Source organism: Streptomyces sp. NBC_01198, from assembly GCF_036010485.1.
In the GTDB taxonomy this organism is placed as follows: Bacteria; Actinomycetota; Actinomycetes; order Streptomycetales; family Streptomycetaceae; genus Actinacidiphila.
In genome coordinates, this window is record NZ_CP108568.1 from 2205100 (window position 1) to 2227330 (window position 22231).

General features: G+C 72.2%; 21 protein-coding genes and 1 riboswitch. Of the genes, 8 read left to right on the plus strand and 13 right to left on the minus strand.

From position 1 onward, the window contains the following. Positions 1-4: 4 nt before the first annotated feature. Positions 5-1237, minus strand: a complete 1233-nt coding sequence (locus OG702_RS09775; RefSeq protein WP_327288462.1) for a polyamine ABC transporter substrate-binding protein — start codon at positions 1235-1237, stop codon at positions 5-7. A 333-nt stretch (positions 1238-1570) separates the two neighbouring features. Here OG702_RS09775 and OG702_RS09780 point away from each other — a divergent pair, with 333 nt between their 5' ends. Continuing rightward, complete coding sequence (locus OG702_RS09780; protein ID WP_327288463.1) at positions 1571-2608, plus strand: adenosine deaminase; 1038 nt, start codon at positions 1571-1573, stop codon at positions 2606-2608. Continuing rightward, positions 2599-3315: a glycerophosphodiester phosphodiesterase gene (locus OG702_RS09785; RefSeq protein ID WP_327288464.1), complete on the plus strand. Its 717-nt coding sequence runs from the start codon at positions 2599-2601 to the stop codon at positions 3313-3315. The genes OG702_RS09780 and OG702_RS09785 overlap by 10 nt, the downstream gene beginning before the upstream one ends. Before the next feature lie 50 nt (positions 3316-3365). Here OG702_RS09785 and OG702_RS09790 read toward each other — a convergent pair whose 3' ends face one another. After that, positions 3366-4799, minus strand: a complete 1434-nt coding sequence (locus OG702_RS09790) for a gamma-aminobutyraldehyde dehydrogenase (protein ID WP_327288465.1) — start codon at positions 4797-4799, stop codon at positions 3366-3368. 220 nt (positions 4800-5019) lie between these two features. Here OG702_RS09790 and OG702_RS09795 point away from each other — a divergent pair, with 220 nt between their 5' ends. The 5 genes from OG702_RS09795 (at position 5020) to OG702_RS09815 (ending at position 10129) form a co-directional block, all read left to right on the plus strand. Beyond that, the gene (locus OG702_RS09795) at positions 5020-5481 is read left to right on the plus strand and encodes an Lrp/AsnC family transcriptional regulator (protein ID WP_327293161.1); all 462 of its coding nucleotides are present in this window, start codon (positions 5020-5022) and stop codon (positions 5479-5481) included. A gap of 2 nt (positions 5482-5483) precedes the next feature. Next, positions 5484-6845, plus strand: coding sequence for an aspartate aminotransferase family protein (locus OG702_RS09800; RefSeq protein ID WP_327288467.1), 1362 nt, complete (start codon positions 5484-5486; stop codon positions 6843-6845). Positions 6846-7072: 227 nt separating this feature from the next. After that, a complete protein-coding gene (locus OG702_RS09805) occupies positions 7073-7801 on the plus strand; it encodes an ABC transporter ATP-binding protein (protein WP_327288468.1) in 729 nt (242 codons plus the stop codon). A 67-nt stretch (positions 7802-7868) separates the two neighbouring features. Next, a complete protein-coding gene (locus OG702_RS09810) occupies positions 7869-8990 on the plus strand; it encodes a hypothetical protein (RefSeq protein WP_327288469.1) in 1122 nt (373 codons plus the stop codon). A gap of 26 nt (positions 8991-9016) precedes the next feature. Beyond that, positions 9017-10129, plus strand: a complete 1113-nt coding sequence (locus OG702_RS09815; protein WP_327288470.1) for an LOG family protein — start codon at positions 9017-9019, stop codon at positions 10127-10129. A gap of 21 nt (positions 10130-10150) precedes the next feature. On the opposite strand, the gene OG702_RS09820 is transcribed toward OG702_RS09815, so the two are convergent. From OG702_RS09820 to rpsB, 11 genes are all read right to left on the minus strand, one after another. Beyond that, positions 10151-10630, minus strand: coding sequence for a VOC family protein (locus OG702_RS09820; protein ID WP_327288471.1), 480 nt, complete (start codon positions 10628-10630; stop codon positions 10151-10153). A 148-nt stretch (positions 10631-10778) separates the two neighbouring features. Then, positions 10779-11795 carry an ABC transporter ATP-binding protein gene (locus tag OG702_RS09825; RefSeq protein ID WP_327293163.1) on the minus strand — a complete coding sequence of 339 codons (1017 nt, stop codon included), beginning with the start codon at positions 11793-11795 and terminating at the stop codon, positions 10779-10781. A gap of 44 nt (positions 11796-11839) precedes the next feature. After that, complete coding sequence (locus tag OG702_RS09830; RefSeq protein WP_442814702.1) at positions 11840-13549, minus strand: ABC transporter permease; 1710 nt, start codon at positions 13547-13549, stop codon at positions 11840-11842. A 22-nt stretch (positions 13550-13571) separates the two neighbouring features. Further along, positions 13572-14684: a thiamine ABC transporter substrate-binding protein gene (locus OG702_RS09835; protein WP_327288473.1), complete on the minus strand. Its 1113-nt coding sequence runs from the start codon at positions 14682-14684 to the stop codon at positions 13572-13574. Further along, a riboswitch (TPP riboswitch) is annotated at positions 14677-14806 on the minus strand. (Overlaps the previous gene by 8 nt.) Positions 14807-14869: 63 nt before the next feature. Next, positions 14870-15976 carry a 23S rRNA (adenine(2503)-C(2))-methyltransferase RlmN gene (gene rlmN, locus OG702_RS09840; RefSeq protein WP_327288474.1) on the minus strand — a complete coding sequence of 369 codons (1107 nt, stop codon included), beginning with the start codon at positions 15974-15976 and terminating at the stop codon, positions 14870-14872. Positions 15977-16076: 100 nt separating this feature from the next. Next, positions 16077-16625: a GNAT family N-acetyltransferase gene (locus OG702_RS09845; protein WP_327288475.1), complete on the minus strand. Its 549-nt coding sequence runs from the start codon at positions 16623-16625 to the stop codon at positions 16077-16079. 78 nt (positions 16626-16703) lie between these two features. Continuing rightward, a complete protein-coding gene (locus OG702_RS09850; RefSeq protein WP_327288476.1) occupies positions 16704-17699 on the minus strand; it encodes a phosphatidate cytidylyltransferase in 996 nt (331 codons plus the stop codon). 113 nt (positions 17700-17812) lie between these two features. Beyond that, entirely contained in the window at positions 17813-18370 is a 558-nt protein-coding gene (gene frr, locus OG702_RS09855) for a ribosome recycling factor (protein ID WP_327293164.1), read from the minus strand. A gap of 114 nt (positions 18371-18484) precedes the next feature. Further along, entirely contained in the window at positions 18485-19267 is a 783-nt protein-coding gene (pyrH, locus tag OG702_RS09860; RefSeq protein WP_327288477.1) for a UMP kinase, read from the minus strand. A gap of 188 nt (positions 19268-19455) precedes the next feature. Further along, on the minus strand, positions 19456-20292 hold the full coding sequence (tsf, locus tag OG702_RS09865; protein WP_327288478.1) for a translation elongation factor Ts: 837 nt from the start codon (positions 20290-20292) through the stop codon (positions 19456-19458). Positions 20293-20403: 111 nt separating this feature from the next. Next, positions 20404-21351 (minus strand): 30S ribosomal protein S2, encoded by a 948-nt coding sequence (gene rpsB, locus OG702_RS09870; protein ID WP_327288479.1) that lies wholly within the window; start codon positions 21349-21351, stop codon positions 20404-20406. Between the two features lie 264 nt (positions 21352-21615). Between rpsB and OG702_RS09875 the strand changes: the two genes are divergently transcribed. Next, the gene (locus OG702_RS09875; protein WP_327288480.1) at positions 21616-22170 is read left to right on the plus strand and encodes a murein hydrolase activator EnvC family protein; all 555 of its coding nucleotides are present in this window, start codon (positions 21616-21618) and stop codon (positions 22168-22170) included. Positions 22171-22231: the final 61 nt, after the last annotated feature.

The window sequence follows — 22231 nt, forward strand, 5'->3', positions numbered from 1 at the left end:
CGGGTCAGGCGCCGATGAGCTTGGAGAACTTCTCCTCGTAGCGGGTGTCCTCGTCCTCGCTGAGGGAGCGGAAGCTGTGCGACTTGGCGTCCATCGCGGCGTCCGGGAGGATCAGCGGGTTGGAGGCGAGCGACGGGTCGATCTTCGCCAGATACGGCTTCACCCCGGCCACCGGGCACACGTAGGCGATGTACGCCGACACCTGGGCGGCGACCTGCGGCTCGTAGTAGTAGTCGATGAGGCGTTCGGCGTTGGCCTTGTGCCGCGCCTTGGCGGGGATCAGCAGGTTGTCGGTCGAGAAGAGGAATCCGGCGTCGGGGAAGACGTACTCGATGTCCGGGTCGTCGATCCGCAGCTGCACCAGGTCGCCGGCCCAGGCGACGCAGGCGGCGATGTCGCCCTTGCTCAGCCCGTCGGTGTAGTCGTTGCCGGTGAACTTGCGGATCTGCTGGCTGTCCACGGCTTTCTGCACCCGGGCGATCGCCGCGTCGTAGGTGTCGTCGGTGACCGTCTCCGGCTTGTGGCCCATGTCGAGCAGCGTCATGCCGATCGTGTCGCGCATCTCGGAGAGCATCGCGACCCGGCCCTTGAGCGAGGGGTCGTCGAGCAGTTGCGAGATCGAGGTGACCGCCCGGCCCTTGGTGGCCTTCTTGTTGTAGGCGATACAGGTCGCGATGCCCTGCCAGGGGTAGGAGTAGGCGCGGCCGGGATCCCAGTCGGGGCTGCGGAAGCGCTGTTCGAGGTTGGCGAAGGCGTGCGGCAGATGCGCCGGGTTCAGCTGCTGGACCCAGCCGAGCCGGATCATCCGGGCGGCCAGCCAGTCGGTCAGCACCATCAGGTCGCGCCCGGTGTCCTGGCCCGCGGACAGCTGCGGCTTGATCTTGCCGAAGAACTCGACGTTGTCGTTGATGTCCTCGGTGTACTTGACCTTGATGCCGGTGCGCTTGGTGAACGCCTCAAGCGTCGGGCGGTGCTTGCCGTCGTCCGAGACGTCGATGTACTCGGTCCAGTTGGAGAAGTCGACGGTCTTCTCCTGGGCCGAGTGGTCGCTGGACGCGGTGCTGTCGCCGGTGCGGCCCGCCGCGGGTATGCCGCACGCGGTCAGGCCCGCGACACCGGCCGCGCCGAGGCCCGCGGCACGCAGCAGCGTCCGCCGGCCCATCGCCGCGCGTCCACCGGTCGTGCTGCGCCGCAGGGCCGCACGCAGCGACGGGGGCAGGGGGTCGTACTGCTCCATGGGTGACGCCCTCCGGTCTCGGGGCCTTCGCGGGGGTGATCGGCCTGCTGGTGCCTCTCCCGGGGATGACCTGACACGGCCGGCCGCCGGGCCTCACGGTCGCCCGATGGCGTGGTCAATTCCCGGATTGGTGGCTGATCCTGGCAGAGGGGACGTCCTCCAACAAGGGATTCCGTTGTTGCCTTTTGGTTACGCGACGAAATCTGTGGACTCCGCCCGCACATGGCGCCACCTGCGTCGCACCCGGTACGCCGCGGGGCGCGGCGCGGCGGGCGTTCTACGATGAGGCGGCACCGCCGGCCGTATCCGCACCGTCGTCCAGGAGGACACCGCATGCCCGACAGCGCTCCCGCAGGCGGCCTTGAGGCCTTCATCGCCGGGCTGCCGAAGGCCGAGCTGCACGTCCACCACGTGGGGTCCGCCTCGCCGCGGATCGTGGCCGAGCTGGCTGCCCGGCACCCGGACTCGGCCGTGCCCACCGATCCCGCGGCGCTCGCCGACTACTTCAGCTTCCGGGACTTCGCGCACTTCATCCAGGTCTACCTCTCGGTGGTCGACCTGATCAGGGACGCCGAGGACGTGCGGCTGCTCACCTTCGAGGTGGCCAGGGACATGGCACGGCAGAACGTGCGCTACGCCGAGCTGACCGTGACCCCGTACAGCTCGGTCCGGCGCGGCATCCACGACCGGGAGTTCATGGCGGCGATCGAGGACGCGCGGAAGGCCGCGGAGGCGGAGCTGGGCGTGGTGCTGCGCTGGTGCTTCGACATCCCCGGCGAGGCGGGCCTCCCCTCGGCGGAGGAGACCGCACGGCTGGCCCTCGACCTGCGGCCCGAGGGCCTGGTGTCGTTCGGCCTCGGCGGACCCGAGATCGGGGTGCCAAGGCCGCAGTTCAAGCCGTACTTCGACCGGGCCAGGGCGGCGGGCCTGCACAGCGTGCCGCACGCCGGGGAGACCACCGGGCCGGAGACGATCTGGGACGCGCTGCGGGAGCTGGGCGCCGAGCGGATCGGCCACGGCACCAGCGCGGCCGCCGACCCGCGGCTGCTCGACCACCTGGCCGAGCACCGCATCCCGCTGGAGGTCTGCCCGACCTCCAACATCGCCACCCGCGCGGTCGCCACCCTCGACGAGCACCCGATACGGCGGATGGTCGAGGCGGGCGTCCTGGTCACCGTCAACAGCGACGACCCGCCGATGTTCGGCACCGACCTCAACACCGAGTACGCGGTCGCGGCGCGGCTCCTTGAGCTCGACCACCTCGGGGTGGCGGGGCTGGCGAAGAACGCGGTCGAGGCGTCGTTCCTCGACCCGGCGGGCAAGGCGCGGATCGCCGCCGAGATCGACAGCTACGCGGCCGCATGGCACTGACCGTCGCCCACCGGGGCGATCCGTTCGCGTACCGCGAGAACACCCTGCCCTCGGTGCGCTCCGCGTTGCTCAAGGGCGCCGACGCGGTCGAGGTCGACGTCCGGGTGACCCTCGACGGGGTGCCCGTGCTGCTGCACGACGAGACCCTGGAGCGGCTGTGGGACCTCCCGCACCCGGTCGGCGCGCTCACCGCCGCCGAGGTCGCCGAGCTCACCGGCGGCGGGCTGCCGACGCTGGAGGACGCGCTCGCGGAGCTGCGGCGCCACGCCCGCGGCCGGATGCTGCTGGACCTGAACGGCGCGGAGCAGGCGGCCCCCGCGCTGGCCGCGGTCCGGGCCGCCGGGGCGCAGGAGCGGGTCTACTTCTGCGGCGGGGCGACCGCGATGCGTGCCGTTCGGGCCGCGGACGCGGACGCGGAGATCGCGCTGACCTGGAAGACCTCCGCGCGTCCCGCGCCCGCGCTGCTCGCCGCGGTGGCGCCGCGCTGGCTGAACCTGCGCTTCGGCCTGGTCGACCCGCCGACCGTCGCCTACGCCCGCGAGCGCGGCCTGCTGGTGGCGGCCTGGACCGCCGACTGGCGCCGCTCGATGCGCCGGCTGCTGGCCCTGGGCGCCGACTCGGTCACCACGAACCGGCTGACCGCGCTGCAGCGCCTGACGGGGCTCCCCGCGCCCGGCGGTACGGGGAGCCGCCGCCCCGGGACGTGACCGGGGCCTTCGGCCGTCGTGCTCACTGGCCAGGGCCATCGGCCGGGTGCTCAGTCCAGGGACGTCATCACGTGCTTGATCCGCGTGTAGTCCTCGAAGCCGTAGCCGGACAGGTCCTTGCCGTAACCGGACTGCTTGAAGCCGCCGTGCGGCATCTCGGCGACCAGCGGGATGTGGGTGTTGATCCACACGCAGCCGAAGTCCAGCCGCCGTGACATCCGCATGGCGCGGGCGTGGTCCTTGGTCCACACCGACGACGCGAGGGCGTAGTCGACGCCGTTGGCCCAGGTGAGGGCCTGCTCCTCGTCGGTGAACGACTGGACGGTGATGACCGGACCGAAGACCTCGCGCTGGATGATCTCGTCGTCCTGCCGCAGCCCGGAGACGACGGTGGGCGCGTAGAAGTAGCCCTCCTCGCCGACCCGGTGGCCGCCGGTCTCGATCCTGGCGTGCGCGGGAAGCCGCTCGATGAAGCCGCTGACCTGCGCGAGCTGCTGGGCGTTGTTCAGCGGCCCGTAGAGGACGTCCTCGTCGTCGGGCCGGCCGGTCTTGGTGTCCGCGGCGGCCTTGGCCAGGGCCGCGGTGAACTCGGCGTGGATCGACTCGTGCACCAGGACGCGGGTGGCTGCGGTGCAGTCCTGGCCGGCGTTGAAGTAGCCGGCCACCGCGATGTCCTCGACGGCGCGCGGGATGTCGACGTCCTCGAAGACCACCACGGGGGCCTTGCCGCCCAGTTCGAGGTGGACGCGCTTGAGGTCCTTGGCGGCCGACCCGGCGACCTCCATGCCGGCCCTGACCGAGCCGGTGATCGAGGCCATCGCGGGCACCGGGTGCTCGACCATCAGCCGGCCGGTGTCGCGGTCGCCGCAGACGACGTTGAAGACGCCCTTGGGCAGGTGCTCGCCCAGGATCTCGGCGAGCAGCACGGTGGACGCCGGGGTGGTGTCGGACGGCTTGAGCACCACCGTGTTGCCCGCGGCGATGGCGGGTGCGAACTTCCAGACCGCCATCATCATCGGATAGTTCCAGGGCGCGACCTGCGCGCAGACCCCGACCGGCTCGCGCCGGACCATCGAGGTCATGCCCTCCATGTACTCACCGGCCGAGCGGCCCTCCAGCATCCGCGCCGCGCCGGCGAAGAAGCGGATCTGGTCGACCATGGGCGGGACTTCCTCGGACATCGTCAGGCCGATCGGCTTTCCGGTGTTCTGGCTCTCCACCGCGACGATCTCGTCGGCCCGCTTCTCGATCGCGTCGGCGATCCGCAGCAGCGCCTTCTGCCGGTCCGACGGCGTGGTGTCCCGCCAGCCGGGGAAGGCCGCGGCGGCCGCGGCCATGGCCGCGTCGACGTCGTCGGCGCCGGACAGTGGCGCGGTGGCGTACGCCTGGCCGGTCACCGGGTCCACCACCTCGGTGGTCCGTCCGTCCGCGGCGGCACGGAACTCTCCGTCGATGTAGTTGCGCAGAGTACGGAGTTCGGTCACGGCGAATGCTCCCTGGTCGTCCGGATCATGGTGCTGTGTCGGGTGTCCACGCACTGAGACAGCACCCAGCTTAGTCGCAGGACTGCCGTATTCGACATACCCGGATCCCACCGACAACCGAATCGGTACCCAGAGGAGCTCCTGGCGACGAATTTCATCGTGAAAGGCTTGCGGGACCGTCGACCTCTCCTGCACAGTGGGGCGCGTGGCCACACGTGACATGAACGGCACCCCGCCGCCGATCGACGCGGTGTCGAAGGCGATCATCGAGCAGCTCCAGGAGGACGGCCGCCGCCCCTACGCGGCGATCGGCAAGGCCGTCGGCCTGTCGGAGGCCGCGGTGCGGCAGCGGGTGCAGAAACTGCTCGACCAGGGCGTTATGCAGATCGTCGCGGTGACCGACCCGCTCACCGTGGGCTTCCGCCGGCAGGCGATGGTCGGCATCACCGTCGCGGGCGACATCGACCCGGTCGCGGAGGCGCTGGCGGCACTGGACGAGGTCGAGTACGTGGTGATCACCGCCGGCTCCTTCGACCTGCTCGCCGAGATCGTCTGCGAGGACGACGACCATCTGCTTGAGCTGATCAACAAGCGGATCCGCGCGCTGCCGGGCGTGCGCTCCACCGAGAGCTTCGTCTACCTCAAGCTCCGCAAGCAGACCTACACCTGGGGAACCAGATAGCCATGAGCGCAGACCTGTCGAAGACGGCGTACGACCACCTGTGGATGCACTTCACCCGGATGTCGGACTACGAGAACGCCCCGGTGCCGACCATCGTGCGCGGCGAGGGCACCTACATCTACGACGACCACGGCAGGCGCTACATCGACGGGCTGTCCGGGCTCTTCGTGGTCAACGCCGGGCACGGGCGGCACGAGCTGGCCGAGACCGCCTACAAGCAGGCCCAGGAGCTGGCGTTCTTCCCCGTGTGGAGCTACGCGCACCCCAAGGCGGTGGAGCTGGCCGAGCGGCTCGCGCACTACGCGCCGGGCGACCTCAACAAGGTCTTCTTCACCACCGGCGGCGGCGAGGCCGTCGAGACGGCGTGGAAGCTGGCGAAGCAGTATCACAAGCTGACCGGCAACCACACGAAGTACAAGGTCATCTCACGGGCCGTCGCCTACCACGGCACCCCGCAGGGCGCGCTGTCCATCACCGGGCTGCCGGCGCTCAAGGCGCCCTTCGAGCCGCTGGTGCCGGGCGCGCGCAAGGTGCCCAACACCAACATCTACCGGGCGACGATCCACGGCGACGACCCGGAGGCCTTCGGCCGCTGGGCGGCCGACCAGATCGAGCAGCAGATCCTCTTCGAAGGCCCCGAGACCGTCGCCGCGATCTTCCTCGAACCGGTGCAGAACGCCGGCGGCTGCTTCCCGCCGCCGCCCGGCTACTTCCAGCGGGTCAGGGAGATCTGCGACACCTACGACGTGCTGCTGGTCTCGGACGAGGTGATCTGCGCCTTCGGCCGGCTCGGCACGATGTTCGGCTGCGAGAAGTTCGGCTACGTGCCGGACATGATCACCTGCGCCAAGGGCATGACGTCCGGCTACTCGCCGATCGGCGCGTGCATCATCTCCGACCGGCTAGCCGAACCCTTCTACCGCGGCGGCAACACCTTCCTGCACGGCTACACCTTCGGCGGCCATCCGGTGTCGGCCGCGGTCGCGCTGACCAACCTCGACATCTTCGAGCGCGAGGGCCTCAACCAGCACGTGCTGGACCACGAGGCGGACTTCTTCGCCACCCTCGGCCGGCTGCGCGACTTGCCGATCGTCGGCGACGTCCGCGGCAACGGCTTCTTCTACGGCATCGAGCTGGTCAAGGACAAGGCCACCAAGGAGACCTTCACCGACGCCGAGACCGAGCGCGTCCTCTACGGCTTCCTGTCCAAGGCCCTCTACGACAGCGGCCTGTACTGCCGCGCCGACGACCGGGGCGACCCGGTGGTCCAGCTGGCCCCGCCGCTGATCTCCGACCAGGCGCTCTTCGACGACATCGAGGGCATCCTGCGGACCGTGCTGACGGAGGCCTGGACGAAGCTGTGAGGCCGCCGGGGCGGCCGGCCTGCAGTGCGGGACCCGGAGCCCGGCGCCGGCTCCGGCGACGTCCGCGGCGCGCTCACCCGTACGGACGGATCGGCGCGGCCGGCCGACGCGCCTGCGGGCGTACCAGGCCACCGCCTGCCTACGGTGCCGGGGAGTGACCGCCCACTCCCCGGCGTCGGCGACACACCGCCGCCCGCCGCCGGGGGGACGACTCGCGGAGGAACGGCATGGTGGCACCGCCCGACAACGACGTGCTCTTCGCCCGCGCCCTGCGCCACTCCCACCGCGGCTCGCCGGCCCTGCTCGGCGTCACGGTCGGGGTGCGCGAAGGGGAGATCCTCGCAGTGGTCGGGCCGCGCGGCTCCGGCAAGACGACGCTGCTGCGCTGCCTGTCCGGGCAGCTGGTGCCCGACCAGGGCGAGGTGTGGTTCAACGGCGGTCCCGTCAACTCCCTGGCCGCCGCCTCCCGCGACCAGCTGCGCCGGGAGCGCTTCGGCTGGGTCGGCAGCGAACCGCAGCTGCTGCCCGAGCTGACCGCGTGGGAGAACGCGGCGCTGCCGCTGCTGATGCGCGGCGTCCGCTCGCGCGCAGCCCGCGCCAAGGCCATGGAATGGCTCGAGCGGCTCGACATCGGCGCCGCGGCGCGCAAGCACCCCGGCGCCATGCTCCAGTCGGAGCGGCAGCGGGTCGCGGTGGCCCGCGCCCTGGTCGCGGTGCCCGCGGTGGTCTTCGCCGACGACCCGGCGGCGCCGCTGCACCGCGCCGACCGCGCCCAGGTGCTGCGCACCCTCGCCAGCGCGGCCCGCTCGCACGGCATGACGGTGGTGCTGGCCGGCACCGACCCGGACACCGCCGGCTACGCCGACCGCACCCTCACGCTGCGGGACGGCTGCCCCGACACCGCGGCGCACACGCACGACCGCGAGACGCCCGACCCTGCCCCGGCGAACGCATGACGCGCCCACAGCGCCAGGGCGTACCTGGCAGCGCGGCCCCCGCCCGTACCGGCGGACGGGGGACGTCGTGCTGAGCTGGCGGGTGGTGCGCGGGGCGCGGCTCGGCGCGATGGGCCGGTGGCTGACGGTGGTCGCCGCGGCTACCGGTACGGGACTGCTGCTGCTGTCGGCGCTCGGCTGGGCGCTGGGGCACACGCAGCCCGGCGCCGGGGCCGGAGTGCGCCTGGTGTGGTGCCTGCTGCCGGTCGCGGTGACCGTGCAGCTCGCGGCGGTGGTCGGCCGCGCCCAGCCGCTGGGGTGGCCGTGTTCCGGGCTCGCCGCGATGGGCCTCGGCAGGACCGCGACCGTACTGATCGGCGCCGCCGGCGCCGCGCTGGCCTGCGCCCTCGGCAGCGCCGTCGCCCTGCTGCTCTTCCTCTACCTGCGCGGCGACCTGGGCGGAGTGCCCTACGCGGGCTCCGCGTCGGGTCCGCTCGGCGCAGGCCACCGGCTGCCGGTCGCCGGCGCGGCCACGCTGCTTGCGCTGGTGCCGCTGGCCGCGGCCGGCGTCGTCGCGGCCGGCGTGTGGCAGCCGCGGGCGGCGAAGCCGGGCGCGGCGCCGGTGGGGCTGCCCTGGGGTGTCGCGCTGACCGCGGTCGGGCTCGCCGTGCAGGTGAGCGCGCCGCGCGGCGACACGCTGCCGCTGCCCAGCGGTCTCGGCTCGGTGTCGCCGGCGACGGCGGCCGGCTGGCTGGTCGCCTCGGTCGGCATGGTGGTCGCCGGGCCCGGCCTGGTGCACCTGTGCGGACGGCTGCTCGCCCTGCACCGGCCGGGCGCGCTGCGGCTGCTGGCCGGCCGGGCGCTCCAGCAGGAGGCGCGCAGGATCGGCCGCCCGCTCGGCCTGCTGTGCGCGACGGCGACGGGCGCGGTGGCCACCTACGACCTGCAGAGCGGCGGCGGGCACCGGCTCGGGCCGCTGACAACCTTCGCCGCGGCCCTGATCGGCGTGTGCGTGCTGGCGATCACCGGCACCGCGATGCTGGAGGCCAGGGGCGCCAGGGCGCGGTCCACCGCCGCGCTGCGGGACCTCGGGGCCTCGCCGGCCCTGCTGCGCGGTGCCGTCGCGCTGCGCGCCGGGGTGCTGCTCGCGGTCGCGATCCCGCTGACGGCCCTCGTCGCCGGGCTCGCGACGGTCCCGGCCACCCGGTGAACAGGCCGGCGGGCTATCGTGCTGGCGTGCCTGCCGACGCCACTCCCCCGCCCGCCCGTGAGATCGAGACCCTGGAGGAATTCGACCGGGTCGCCCTGACGGGCTCCTTCGCCGGATACCGCCTCCAGGCCGTCGACCTGACGGACCGTACGTTCGCACTGCTGGTCGCCGACACCACCCAGGCGGTCTTCCTCGGCTGCCCGATGGAGCCGCAGGCGCTCGCCCACGTCAGGGCGGGGGGCGCGCTGGTCTTCCCGCCGGTCCCGCATCTGCCCTTCGACCCCTACCGGGCCACGCTCTACAGCCCCGCCGAGCTCTACGCGGATCTGGCCGGCGGCTACCCGCACACCCCGGACGCCCGGGCGTACGAGTGGTTCAAGGCGACCGCGGCCAGCGGGGACATACTCGCCTCGATGCTGCGCTCGATCCACGACGACGCCGTGACCGACGCCCTGGACGAGCACCTGGCGGACGCCCGGGTGGTCGGTGTGATGGGCGGCCACGCGATGAAGCGGGGCACCGACGCCTACGCGGGCGCGGCCCGACTCGGCCGGGCGCTGGCCCGCGACGGCCTGACGGTGGCCACCGGCGGCGGCCCCGGCGCGATGGAGGCGGCCAACTTCGGCGCCTACGCCGCACCCCACGACGACGTGATGCTCGGCAAGGCGCTGTCCGTGCTCGGCGGCGCCCCGTCCTTCCGGCCGTCGGTCGGCGCGTGGGCGCTGACCGCCTTCGAAGTACGCGAGCGCTGGCCCGAGGGCGGCACCTCGCTGGGCGTGCCGACCTGGTTCTACGGGCACGAGCCGCCGAACGCCTTCGCCTCGCACGTGGCGAAGTTCTTCGCCAACGCCGTGCGCGAGGACACCCTGCTGGCCCGCTGCAACGTCGGCGTGGTCTTCCTGCCGGGCGCTGCGGGCACCGTCCAGGAGATCTTCGACGCGGCGACCCCGAACTACTACTCCTCGCGCGGCGAGCCCACCCCGATGGTGCTGGTGGACCGGGTGCACTGGACCGAGCAGCTGCCCGCCTGGCCGCTGCTGAACGCGCTGGCCCGCGACCATCCGATGGCCTGGCGGGTGGCGCTGGTCGAGTCGGTGCACGAGGTCCCCGACGCACTGGCCCGGCTGGCGGAGAAGTGAGCCGGGGCGAGCCGGCCGCGGTCAGCCCGCAGTGGCCGCGGCGTCCTCCAGCTCCTTGATCACCAGCTTCTTCATGCCCATCATCGCCTGCACCGCGGCCTGCGCCCTGGCCGGATCGGCGTCGCTGATCAGTTCCTGGAGGCGCCGGGGGACGATCTGCCAGGACACCCCGTAGCGGTCCTTGAGCCACCCGCAGGGACCCTCCTCGCCGCCGTCCGCGGTCAGCGCGGTCCACAGGCGGTCGACCTCCTCCTGCGAACCGCAGTCGACGGACAGCGACATGGCCTCGTTGAAGGTGAACTCGGGGCCGCCGTTCAGCGCCAGGAAGCGCTGCCCGGCCAGCTCGAACTCCACGATCATCACGCTGCCGGGGGTGCCGGGCCCGGCCTCGCCGTACCGCTGCTCGTGGACGATCCGCGAGTCGTCGAAGAGCGAGGTGTAGAAGGCAGCGGCCTCCTCCGCCTTGCCGTCGTACCAAAGGAAAGTGGTGATCTTCTGCATGGTGGGGCTCCCGGATCTGGTCGGCCTTGAGGGCGTGGTTCGCGCCTCCAGCAGATAGGACGGTCGGGCGCGGCGAAACTCATCGGTGCCGTCCGGATGGTTTCGCGGCGGGGGGGAGCCGCCGTCGGGTGACGCGGCGGCGGCCCCGTCAGCCCGGCAGCACCACGACGTCCTCGGGGTCGAAGGTCACCCCGACCAGGGCGCCTTCCTGCGGCGCGGACCGCAGCGCGCACTCCGCCTCCAGCAGCGGCCCGTGCTCGGGCCGCAGCCGCACCGCGACATGGCCGCCGCGGAAGGTGCGGGCGACCACCTCGCAGCGCAGCCCGCCCTCGGCGGACAGCCGGACACCGGTAGGACGCACCAGCAGCCGGCAGGGGCCGTCGGGGGCGCCGGCCGGGGCGGGCAGCTTGCCCCAGTCGGTGACGGCGACGCCGCCGGTGACCACGGCGTCGGTGATGGTGTCGAAGCCGAGGAAGCGGGCGACGAACTCGTCGGCCGGGTGCTGCCAGACCTCCAGCGGCGTCCCGGTCTGGGCGATCCTGCCGTCCCGCATCAGCACCACCCGGTCGGCCATCGCGAAGGCCTCGCCCTGGTCGTGGGTGACGGCGAGCACCGTGGTGCCGAGCCGGCCGAAGAGCTGCCGCAGCTCAAGCACCAGGCGTTCGCGCAGCGACCGGTCGAGCTGGCCCAGCGGTTCGTCCAGCATCAGCAGCCGCGGTTCCGGCGCCAGCGCGCGGGCCAGCGCGACCCGCTGCTGCTCGCCGCCGGAGAGCGTGGCGACCGCCCGGGTCTGCGCGTCGGGCAGGCCGACCAGGTCGAGGAGTTCGGCCACCCGGCGCTGCCGCCGCTCGCGCGGCGCCTTGTGCATTCGCGGCCCGAAGCCCACGTTGCCGCCGACGTCACGCTGCGGGAAGAGCTGGTGGTCCTGGAACATCAGCCCGACCCCGCGCCGGTGCGCGGGCACCTCACGCTGGTCGGCGCCGTCGAGAAGCACCCGCCCGGCGTCCAGCGCGGTGAGCCCCGCGACGGCCCGCAGCAGGGTGGACTTGCCGCTGCCGCTGGGGCCGAGCACGCTGACGATCTCGTGCTCGGCGACCTCCAGGTCCAGCGCGTCCAGCGCGGTGCGCCCCCCGAAGCGTACGGTCGCGGCGTCCAGGCACAGCAGCGCGTCCTGCGCCTCCGGTGTGGCGCCGGTGGTGGCCGGTGCGGTCACAACTCCCCCGATCCGTTGGTGCGCAGCGCTTCGAGCAGCAGCAGCGAGGCGGCGCACACCACCATCAAGACGGTGCTCAACGCCATCGCCTGGCCGTAGTTGAGCGGCCCTGCCCTGCCCAGCAGCCGGGCGACGGCGACCGGCAGCGTGGGGTCGTCGGGACGGGCGATGAAGACGGTGGCGCCGAACTCGCCCAGGGACACCGCGAAGGCGAAGCCCGCGGCGATCGCAACGGCCCGGGACACCAGCGGCAGTTCCACCTCCCGCCAGACCCGCCACGGGGACGCGCCGAGCACCGCCGCGGCCTCCCGCAGCCGCTCGTCGACCGCCCGCAGCACCGGCAGCATCACCCGCACCACGAAGGGCGCGCCGACCAGCGCCTGGGCGAGCGGCACCAGCAGCCACGAGTCCCGCAGGTCGAGCGGCGCTCTGTCGAGCGCGATCAGGAAGCCGAAGCCGATGGTCACCGCTGAGGTGCCCAGCGGCAGCATCAGCAGCGCGTCGAAGCCGCGCACCAGCCGCCCCGCCCGGCGCACCAGCACCGTGGCGGCCAGCCCGCCGACGGTGAGCGCGATGACGGTGGCGACGGCGGCGAAGCGCAGCGAGTTCCACAGCGTCTGCCAGGGCGCGACGCTGAAGGTGCCGCCGTCGGTGGACCCCAGCGCCCGGTAGAAGGCCAGGCCGTAGCCGCCGGGGGTGTCGAAGGAGCGGGTCACCAGCACACCGAGCGGCAGCACGATGAGCACGCCGATCACCGCGAGCACGCCGCCCAGCAGCGTGCGTTCCGCCGCTCCGCGCGGCCGGTGCGCGGTCAGGGCCGGGTCCACCAGCCGCAGCGCGGACTCCCGGCGCCGTACCGTCCAGGCATGCAGGGCGAGGATCGCCAGGACCGCGGCGAACTGCAGCAGGGTCAGCACGGCGGCGGTCGGCAGGTCGAAGACCTCCGCGGTCTGCCGGTAGATCTCCACTTCGAGGGTGGAGTACCGCGGGCCGCCGAGGATCTGGATCGTGCCGAAGGAGGTGAAGGTGAACAGGAAGACCATCAGGGCCGCCGCGGCCACCGACGGGGCGATCGCCGGCAGCGTCACCCGCCGCCAGGCGGCGAACCGGCCCGCCCCGAGCATCCGGGCGGCCTCCTCCTGCGCCGGGTCGAGCTGCGCCCACACCCCGCCGACGGTGCGGACCACCACGGCGTAGTTGAAGAAGACGTGGGCGATCAGGATCGCCCACGCGCTGGTGTCCAGCCGCAGCCCGAACAGCGAGTCGGTGAAGCCGCCTCGGCCGAGCAGCGCAAGGAACGCGGACCCCGCCACCACGGTCGGCAGCACGAAGGGCACGGTGACGATGGCGCGCAGCAGCCGCCGCCCGGGGAAGTCGAGCCGGGCGAAGGCGTAGGCGCCGGGCAGCGCGACCAGCAGCGTCAGCGCGGTCGACGCGGCCGCCTGCCAGCAGGTGAACCACAGCACATGGCGGATCCCCGCGTCACCGAGGACGTCGGCGAACCGGCCGAACCGCCACCTGCCGCCCTGGTGCAGGCCGCGGGTGACGATCGCCGCCACCGGATAGGCGAAGAAGGCGCCGAAGAACAGCAGCGGGAGCACGGCCAGCGCCGCGCGGACGCCGGCCCGGCGCCCGGCGGCGGTCCCGCGCGGGGTGCCGGGCCGGCCGGAGCCGGGCAGCTTGCCGGTGCCGCGGTCGTACGCCATCCGCAGCGCGCTCACCCTGCGCTCACTTCAGGACGATCGAGTTCCACGCGCCGACCCAGCTGTCGCGCTCGGCGGCGATCTTCCCGGGCGCCAGCGTCGTGGGGTGTGCGATCTTCGCGCCGTACTTGACGAAGACCGGCGGCTCGACGGCGTCCTGGCGCACCGGGTCGACGTACATCTGCAGCGGCATGTCCTGCTGGAAGGTCCTGCTCAGCATGAAGTCGATCAGCGCCTGGCCGCCCGCGGTGTTCTTCGCGCCGTGCAGCAGGCCGGCGAATTCGATCTGCCGGAAGCAGGTGCCGGTGGACACGCCCACGGGTGACCGGGCCGGCTCGGGGGTGACGCCGACGACCTCGGCGGGCGGGCTGGAGGCGTAGGAGACCACCAGCGGCCGGTCGCCCTTGGCCTGCTTGCCGGCCGAGGAGCCGGAGAAGCGGTCGTTGTAGGCCTGCTCCCAGCTGTCGACGACCTCGACGCCGTTGCTCTTGAGCTGCTTCCAATACCCCTGCCACCCCGCGTCGCCGTAGGTGGCGGCGCTGCCCAGCAGGAAGGCCAGGCCCGGCGAGGACGTCGAGACGTTCTCGGTCACCAGCAGGTTCTTGTACGCCGGCTTCACCAGGTCGGCGAAGGTCTGCGGCGGGGCCAGGTGGTGGGAGGTGAAGTAGGCGCGGTCGTAGTTGACGCAGACGTCGCCGGAGTCGATCGGCGTGACGCGGTGCTTCGCCGCGTCGAGTTGCACGTCGGCCGGCACCTGGGCCAGGTCCTTGGCCGTGTACCGCGTGAACAGGCCGTTGTCGAGCGCCCGGGAGAGCAGGGTGTTGTCCACGCCGAAGAAGACGTCACCGCGCGGGTGGTCCTTGGTCAGGATGGCCTGGTTGACCGCCGCGCCCGCGTCCCCGCCGCGCAGCACCTTGACGGTGTAGCCGGTCTCCTTGGTGAACTGCGCGAGCACGGACTTCGACGCGGCGAAGGAGTCGTGGCTGACCAGCGTGACGGTCTTGGAGCCGCCCCCGGAGGAGCCGGTGCCCGCCGCGTCCTTGCCCTTGTCCGAGTCGCTGCCGCAGGCGGCCAGCACGGTCGCCGCGGCGGTGGCCAGGACGAGCGCGCCGACAGCACGCCGTGGGGTCGTTCTCATCTGCATGACTCCCTACGCCGGTATGACCCGGATCAGGTGGGAGGGTCTGCGGCCTGGGATCCTCGGATCGGATCCCTCGCCGCACTCTCAGCGCCGTCGCAGGCGCTCCCCTGTCGGAATGTTCTGTTGTACGACTGTACGACGCTATGTTTGCCGTCGGTCGCCGACCGTACGATAGCAGCAGGTCAGCGCTCGGCCGCCGCGAGCTGCCCGCACGCTCCGTCGATCTCCTGGCCGCGGGTGTCCCGTACGGTCACCGGCACGCCGTGCGACTCCAGCGCCGCGACGAACGCGCGCTCGTCCTCCGGCCTGGACGCCGTCCACTTCGAGCCGGGCGTCGGGTTGAGCGGGATCAGGTTGACGTGCACCCGGTGGTTCTTCAGCAGCCTGCCCAGCCGGTCGGCGCGCCACGCCTGGTCGTTCACATCGCGGATCAGCGCGTACTCCACCGAGATCCGGCGGCCGGAGACCTCGGCGTAGTGCCAGGCGGCGTCCAGCACTTCGCGGACCTTCCAGCGGGTGTTGACCGGCACCAGGGTGTCGCGCAACTCGTCGTCGGGGGCGTGCAGGGACACCGCGAGGCGGCACTTGAAGCCCTCGTCCGCGAAGCGGTACATCGCGGGCACCAGTCCCACCGTGGACACGGTGATGCCGCGCTGCGACAGCCCGAGGCCGTCCGGCTCTGGGTCGGTGAGCCGGCGGATCGCGCCGACCACCCGCTTGTAGTTGGCCAGCGGCTCGCCCATGCCCATGAAGACGATGTTCGACAGCCGCGACGCCCCGCCGGGGACCTCACCGTCGCGCAGCGACTTCATGCCGGCCACGATCTGGTGCACGATCTCGGCGGTCGACAGGTTGCGGTCGAGGCCGGCCTGCCCGGTGGCGCAGAACGGGCAGTTCATGCCGCAGCCCGCCTGGGAGGAGATGCACATCGTGACCCGGTCCGGATAGCGCATCAGCACCGACTCGACCAGGGTCCCGTCGAAGAGCTTCCACAGCGTCTTGCGGGTGTCGCCGTCGTCGCACGACGCGTGCCGCACCACCGTCATCAGCTCGGGCAGCAGGTCCTCGGCGAGCCTGCCGCGGGCCGCGGCCGGGATGTCCGTCCAGGCCGCCGGGTCGTCGGCGAACCGCGCGAAGTAATGCTGCGACAGCTGCTTGGCCCGGAACGGCTTCTCCCCGAGCGCGGCCACCGCCTCACGTCGCTCCGCGGGCGAGAGGTCGGCAAGATGCCGCGGGGGCTTCTTGGCCCCACGCGGCACGGCGAAAGTCAGTTCTCCGGGCACAGGCATGATGCGTCCAGTGTCGCAGACCCGCGCGCATGGCTTGCCCGGACCGGCAGTGACGGTCGTCTCCGGCCGTCCACGGTGGTCCGGGGCCCTCGGGGCGGGCTCAGGCGGGCGGTGTGGCCGGGGGCCGCACGCCGAACCACTGCTCGGCGTCGTAGGCGTGGAATCGCTCCCGCTCGGTGAAGCCGAGCTTCGCCGCCAGGCGCATCGAGCGGGCGTTGGCGGTCTGGGTGTAGAGCACCACCGGCTCACCGGGAAGCGCGGCGTCGAACCAGTGGAGTGCCGCCGCGCAGGCCTCGGTGGCGTAACCACGTCCCCACGCGTGCGGCAGGAACAAGTAGCCGAGCGCGGTCCCCCCGGCCTCCCGGCGGGGGCTGTCCGGGAGCTCGGGGGTGTGCGGGTCGAGCTCCACCGTGCCGATCGCCGCTCCGTCCAGCTCGACCACGAAGAAGCCGGGGCGCCGCCCGGGCACCTCGGGGACGGTGCCTTCGAGCTCGGCAAGCGGCCGAGGACCGCCGAGGTAGGCGTACACCTCAGGTGAGGCGTTCAGTTCGATGACCGCCGCGCGGTCGCGGGCCTCGGACTCGCGGACTACCAGCCGCTCGGTCCTGATCGGGTCGGGCGGCCAGGCGAGCGCTCTGGGGTCGGTCATGCCGGCCAACCTAGTCAAGGGGTGCGGAGGCGATCAAGACCGCTGCAGGCATCGACGACCGGCGTCGACGGCCCCGCGTCAGCCCTTGCCGACGAAGGCGACCAGCAGCAGCCAGACCACCGGGGCGGTGGGGAGGAGGCTGTCGAGGCGGTCCATGATGCCGCCGTGGCCCGGGAGCAGGGTGCCCATGTCCTTGATGTCGAGGTCGCGCTTGATCATCGACTCGCCGAGGTCGCCGAGGGTCGCGCTGACGGCGGCGGCCAGGCCCAGCAGCAGGCCCTGCCACCAGTGGCCGCCGTCGATGAAGAACTGCATCAGCAGGGCGCCGGCCACCATGGCGAAGGCGATCGCGCCGAGCAGGCCCTCGCGGGTCTTGCCGGGGCTGATGCGCGGGGCGAGCTTGCGGCGGCCGAAGCGCCAGCCGACGGCGTAAGCGCCGGTGTCGCTGACCACGGTGAGCAGCAGGAAGACCAGGACGCGGCGGGGGCCGTCGTCCGCGGCGAGCATCATCGTCACGAAGGTGGCGAGGAAGGGGACGTAGAAGGCGGCGAAGACGCCGGCCGTGACGTCCTTGAGGTAGTCGTGCGCGGGTTCGGTCATCCGCCACACCAGGATGGCCAGCGAGGTCAGCGCCATGGCCACCCATGCGCCGTCGGCGCCCCGCAGGTAGCCGGCCACCACCATCGCCGCGCCGCCGACCGCGAGTGGGATCAGCGGGACGTGGATGCCCTTGCGCTCGGCGAGCCGCGAGGTCAGCTCCCAGACACCGATCACCACGGCGACCACGACGACCCCGACGAAGACCGCCTTGACGATGAAGAGCGCCGCGAGGACGACCACGCCGAGACCGACCCCGACCCCTATCGCGGCCTGCAGATTCCGCCCTGCGGACTTCTTCGCGGGGGCGGGCTGCTGCTGCGGCGGGGGCGCCGAGGCCGGGGGTGGCGGTGGCATAGGAGGAGTCTTCCCCCTGATGCCGCTTTCCGCGGCGGAACCCGCCGTGGCCGTGACTGTGTCCTCGGGCGCTCCCCAGTGGCCGGCGCGTGGCGAAGCGCCCCAGGAAGAGTCGTTCACTGAGCTTCGCCTCGCGTCGTCGTCGGGGGTCGTGAGAACCGGAGGGGTCGGGTGGCGGGTGCGGGGGGGGCGACCTCGGGTCGGACCGGGGACCGGCCTCGGCCGGACCCGGGTCAGACCTCCAGCAGCTCGGCTTCCTTGTGCTTGAGCAGCTCGTCGATCTGCGCCACGTACTTCGCCGTGGTGTCGTCCAGCTCCTTCTCGGCGCGGCGCACCTCGTCCTCGCCGGTGTCGCCGTCCTTGACGAACTTGTCCAGGGTCTCCTTCGCCTTGCGGCGGATGCTGCGGATGGAGATCTTGGCGTCCTCGCCCTTGGTCTTGGCGACCTTGATGTACTCTCGCCGCCTCTCCTCGGTCAGCTGCGGGAAGACCACCCGGATGATACGTCCGTCGTTGCTCGGGTTGACGCCGAGGTCGGAGTTGCGGATCGCCTCTTCGATGTTGCGCAGGCTGCTGTTGTCGAAGGGGGTGATCACCGCCATCCGCGGCTCGGGCACCGCGAAGGAGGCGAGCTGGTTGATCGGCGTGATGGTGCCGTAGTACTCGGCCACGATCTTGTTGAACATCGCCGGGTGCGCACGGCCGGTACGGATGGCCGCGAAGTCGTCCTTGGCGACGGCGACAGCCTTCTCCATCTTCTCCTCGGCTTCGAGGAGGGTTTCTTCAATCACCATGTGCTCCTGGTATTCAGAAGGCGGAGCCCTGGAGGCGCGGCCCCTGCGTGCGTCTGTTCTGCACGGTGTCCGACCGGCAGCGTGTTGTCCATCCCCTGTGGCGGGTTGTGGTCAGTCCCGGGTGCCGTGGGTGTTGACCAGTGTGCCGATCTTCTCACCCTTGACCGCCCGTGCGATGTTGCCCTCGGCGAGCAGCTCGAACACCAGGATCGGCAGCTTGTTGTCCTGGCACAGGGTGATCGCGGTCAGGTCGGCGACCCGCAGGTCGCGCGCGATGACCTCGCCGTACTCCAGTGCGTCGAACTTCACCGCGGCCGGGTTCTTCTTGGGGTCGGAGTCGTAGACGCCGTCTACCCCGTTCTTGCCCATCAGCATCGCGGCCGCGTCGATCTCCAGCGCGCGCTGCGCGGCGGTGGTGTCGGTGGAGAAGTACGGCATGCCCATACCGGCGCCGAAGATGACCACGCGGCCCTTCTCCAGGTGCCGTACCGCCCGCAGCGGGATGTACGGCTCGGCGACCTGGCCCATGGTGATCGCGGTCTGCACCCGGGTCTCGACGCCCTCCTTCTCCAGGAAGTCCTGGAGCGCCAGGCAGTTCATCACCGTGCCGAGCATGCCCATGTAGTCGGAGCGGGCCCGGTCCATGCCGCGCTGCTGCAGTTCGGCGCCGCGGAAGAAGTTGCCGCCCCCGACGACGAGGGCGATCTCGTAGCCGTCGGCCACGACGGCGGCGACCTCGCGGGCGATGGCGTGCACGACATCGGGGTCGACGCCGAGGCCGCCGCCGCCGGCGAACGCCTCGCCGGACAGCTTGAGCAGGAAGCGGCGGCTCGGGCCGCCGTTGCTGCTGGCGGCGGATGCGGTGGTCGGGGCCTGTTCGGCGCCTTCGTTCATGGAGGTCTCCTCGTGCACGTACAAAGGAGGCCATTGCCGTGGGTCCTCGTGGGTTCCCGGAACGGCAATGGCCTCCTTGTCACATCTGCGGCCGGCCGGCGGGCGGCCGACCGCGTACGACCCTAGCGGGGCCGTCGGTCATTCGCTGCCCGCCGGCGTCCGGTACCCGGCATGCGGCCGTCGAACGGTCAGACGCCGACCCGGAAGCGGGCGAAGCGCTTGAGCGTCACGCCGGCCTCGTCGAGCACCTTCTGGACGGTCTTCTTGGCGTCCTTGGCGAACGCCTGCTCCAGGACGACGTTCTCCTTGAAGAAGCCGTTCACCCGGCCCTCGACGATGCGCGCCAGGGCGGCCTCGGGCTTGCCCTCCTCGCGGGCGGTGGCCTCGGCGACGCGGCGCTCGTTCTCGACGGTGTCGGCGTCGATCTCGTCGCGCGTCAGGTACTTCGGCGCGAAGGCCGCGATGTGCTGCGCGACGTCCTTGGCGGTCTGGGCGTCGGGCTTGTCCAGCTCCACCAGCACACCGACCTGCGGGGGCAGGTCCGGGCTGGTGCGGTGCAGGTAGGAGGCCACGTAACCACCGGAGAACTGCGCGAAGCGGTCCAGCACGATCTTCTCGCCGAGGGTGGCGTTCGCCTCGTCGACGAAGGCCTGCACGGTCTGGCCCGGCTTGATCTCGGAGCCGAGCAGCGCGCCGAGGTCGGCCGGCTTGGTGCTCGCCACGTGGGCGGCGACGGCGTCGGCGACGGCGACGAACTTGTCGCCCTTGGCGACGAAGTCGGTCTCGCACTTCAGCTCGACCAGGACACCCTCGGAGTTGTCGTCGGCGATCAGGGACACCACGGCGCCGTTGGAGGCCGAGCGGCCCTCGCGCTTGGTGACACCCTTCTGGCCCTTGACCCGAAGGATCTCGACGGCCTTGTCCAGGTCGCCTTCGGCCTCCACAAGGGCGTTCTTGCAGTCCATCATGCCCGCGGCGGTCAGCTCGCGGAGCTTCTTGACGTCAGCGGCGGTGAAGTTCGCCATGGGTTTGAGTCTCTTCCCGAATGGTCGGTGGATCTACGGGTGGACGGCGGGGGCATCGGCCCCCGCCGTCGTCACGCGTGGTGCCGGCGGCGGTGCGCCGCCGGCCTCAGGTCAGGCCTGCTCGGCGTCGCCCTCGGCGGCGGCCGGTGCGGCCTCGGCCGGCGCGTCCGCAGCCGCGTCCTCGGCCGGAGCCTCGGTCGCAGCCGGGGCCTCGGTCTCGGCGGGAGCCTCGGTCGCGGGCGCGGCCTCGGCAGCGGGTGCCTCGGTCGCGTCGTCGGCCTTCTTCTCGCCTTCGAGCAGGTCGCGCTCCCACTCGGCCAGCGGCTCCGCCGGGGCGCCCTCGGCCTTCTTGTCGTTCAGCGCGGCGCCGGAACGGGCGATCAGGCCCTCGGCGACGGCGTCGGCGATCACGCGGGTGAGCAGGGTGACGGAACGGATCGCGTCGTCGTTGCCCGGGATCTTGTAGTCGACCTCGTCGGGGTCGCAGTTGGTGTCGAGGATCGCGACCACCGGGATGCGGAGCTTGCGCGCCTCACCGACGGCGATGTGCTCCTTCTTGGTGTCCACGATCCAGACGGCGCTGGGCACCTTCTGCATCTCGCGGATGCCGCCCAGGGTCTTCTCCAGCTTGTCCTTCTCGCGGGAGAGGACCAGCAGCTCCTTCTTCGTGAGGCCGGACGCGGCCACATCGTCGAAGTCGATCTCCTCAAGCTCCTTGAGGCGCTGCAGGCGCTTGTAGACGGTGGAGAAGTTGGTGAGCATGCCGCCCAGCCAGCGCTGGTTGACGTAGGGCATGCCGACGCGCGAGGCCTGCTCGGCGATGGCCTCCTGCGCCTGCTTCTTCGTACCGACGAACATGATGGAGCCGCCGTGCGCGACGGTCTCCTTGACGAACTCGTAGGCGCGGTCGATGTACGACAGCGACTGGAGCAGGTCGATGATGTAGATGCCATTGCGCTCGGTGAAGATGAATCGCTTCATCTTCGGGTTCCAGCGACGGGTCTGGTGCCCGAAGTGGACGCCGCTCTCGAGCAGCTCCCGCATCGTGACGACGGCCATGGCCGTACTCCTTGATGTGCTCGGTTATCGCGGCCGCCGGACGGCGGTCGCGCCTGACGCCCCGACGCGCCGTGCCACGAGGGACCGAGGGGCGCGGCCACCGCCCCTGAGAGGGGGTGGGTGGCGGGGCGTGCGAAGTCGACCCGGTGACCCGGATCGCCAGAGAAAGTGTACGGGACCGGTGGAGCCACCGGCGACACCCGAGTTATCCACAGGCCGCGACCATGATCATCTTTGGGCGGCGGAATGCGGGATCGTCGTGTCATGGCACTCACGGTGATGTGGTTCACGATGATCGCGGCGCTGCTGGCCGGCACGGGCGGCGCTGCTCAGCCACCCGCGGCCGGCTCCGGCGGGCGGAGCTGGCCGGTGTCGGGACCCGGGCCGCGCGGGCGGCCCGAGGTGCTGCGGATCTTCGAGCCGCCGGCGACGGGGTGGGGCGCCGGGCATCGCGGGGTGGACCTGCGGGCGGGTCCAGGCGCGGCCGTGCGGGCGGCGGCGCCGGGCGAGGTGGTCTTCGCCGGGCAGGTGGGCGGCACGGGCGTGCTGGTGCTGCGGATCGGCCCGGGCCTGCGGATCAGCTACGAACCGGTGCGGGCGACGGTGCCGGGCGGTGCCCGGGTGGCGGCGGGAGCGCAGGTCGGCGTGCTGGACGGCGGGCTCGCGCACTGCCCCGGGGGCTGCCTGCACTGGGGGCTGCTGCAGTCGGTGCCGGGCGGTGACGTCTACCTGGACCCGCTGTCGCTGCTGCCGGCGTGGATACGGCGCCCGGGTCCGTCGCGGCTGCTGCCGGTGTACGGGGTCGCAGCCCCGGCGTGAGCGGGCCCGGACGTGGGCAGGTCGCGGCGGGCGGGATGTGGCGGGCGGGGTGTGGCGCGGG

Excerpts from the sequence above, each read along its gene's own strand:
- OG702_RS09830 (WP_442814702.1), bottom strand. The coding sequence starts at position 13,549 with ATGGCGTACGACCGCGGCACCGGCAAGCTGCCCGGCTCCGGCCGGCCC.
- OG702_RS09795 (WP_327293161.1), top strand. The coding sequence starts at position 5,020 with ATGAACGGCACCCCGCCGCCGATCGACGCGGTGTCGAAGGCGATCATC.
- OG702_RS09875 (WP_327288480.1), top strand. The coding sequence starts at position 21,616 with ATGGCACTCACGGTGATGTGGTTCACGATGATCGCGGCGCTGCTGGCC.
- OG702_RS09845 (WP_327288475.1), bottom strand. The coding sequence starts at position 16,625 with ATGACCGACCCCAGAGCGCTCGCCTGGCCGCCCGACCCGATCAGGACC.
- rpsB (WP_327288479.1), bottom strand. The coding sequence starts at position 21,351 with ATGGCCGTCGTCACGATGCGGGAGCTGCTCGAGAGCGGCGTCCACTTC.
- OG702_RS09805 (WP_327288468.1), top strand. The coding sequence starts at position 7,073 with ATGGTGGCACCGCCCGACAACGACGTGCTCTTCGCCCGCGCCCTGCGC.
- pyrH (WP_327288477.1), bottom strand. The coding sequence starts at position 19,267 with ATGAACGAAGGCGCCGAACAGGCCCCGACCACCGCATCCGCCGCCAGC.
- OG702_RS09820 (WP_327288471.1), bottom strand. The coding sequence starts at position 10,630 with ATGCAGAAGATCACCACTTTCCTTTGGTACGACGGCAAGGCGGAGGAG.
- OG702_RS09800 (WP_327288467.1), top strand. The coding sequence starts at position 5,484 with ATGAGCGCAGACCTGTCGAAGACGGCGTACGACCACCTGTGGATGCAC.
- tsf (WP_327288478.1), bottom strand. The coding sequence starts at position 20,292 with ATGGCGAACTTCACCGCCGCTGACGTCAAGAAGCTCCGCGAGCTGACC.
- OG702_RS09785 (WP_327288464.1), top strand. The coding sequence starts at position 2,599 with ATGGCACTGACCGTCGCCCACCGGGGCGATCCGTTCGCGTACCGCGAG.
- OG702_RS09775 (WP_327288462.1), bottom strand. The coding sequence starts at position 1,237 with ATGGAGCAGTACGACCCCCTGCCCCCGTCGCTGCGTGCGGCCCTGCGG.
- OG702_RS09835 (WP_327288473.1), bottom strand. The coding sequence starts at position 14,684 with ATGAGAACGACCCCACGGCGTGCTGTCGGCGCGCTCGTCCTGGCCACC.
- OG702_RS09780 (WP_327288463.1), top strand. The coding sequence starts at position 1,571 with ATGCCCGACAGCGCTCCCGCAGGCGGCCTTGAGGCCTTCATCGCCGGG.
- rlmN (WP_327288474.1), bottom strand. The coding sequence starts at position 15,976 with ATGCCTGTGCCCGGAGAACTGACTTTCGCCGTGCCGCGTGGGGCCAAG.